The 511-nt window shown below is 54.4% G+C and carries 1 rRNA gene; it reads left to right on the top strand.

The features are described from left to right. Window positions 1–511: ribosomal RNA gene (locus WFL93_RS24125) — 23S ribosomal RNA — on the top strand; the annotation flags it as partial.

Genomic DNA, 511 nt, shown 5'->3' with positions numbered 1-511 from the left:
GAAGGTGTGCTGTGAGGCATGCTGGAGGTATCAGAAGTGCGAATGCTGACATAAGTAACGATAAAGCGGGTGAAAAGCCCGCTCGCCGGAAGACCAAGGGTTCCTGTTCAACGTTAATCGGAGCAGGGTGAGTCGACCCCTAAGGCGAGGCTGAAAAGCGTAGTCGATGGGAAGCAGGTTAATATTCCTGCACTTGGTGTTACTGCGAAGGGGGGACGGAGAAGGCTAGGTTATCCGGGCGACGGTTGTCCCGGTTTAAGCGTGTAGGCTGACACCTTTGGTAAATCCGGGGTGTCTTAAGGCTGAGGCGTGACGACGAGCCACTACGGTGGTGAAGTAACTGATGCCCTGCTTCCAGGAAAAGCCTCTAAGCTCCAGGTAACACGAAATCGTACCCCAAACCGACACAGGTGGTCAGGTAGAGAATACCAAGGCGCTTGAGAGAACTCGGGTGAAGGAACTAGGCAAAATGGTGCCGTAACTTCGGGAGAAGGCACGCTGGCGCGTAGGT

It is taken from the genome of Pantoea sp. USHLN256, from assembly GCF_037149875.1.
GTDB lineage: Bacteria > Pseudomonadota > Gammaproteobacteria > Enterobacterales > Enterobacteriaceae > Pantoea > Pantoea nemavictus.
Note: the sequence above shows the minus strand (reverse complement) of the source record. Positions and strands in the feature narration are given on the sequence as shown.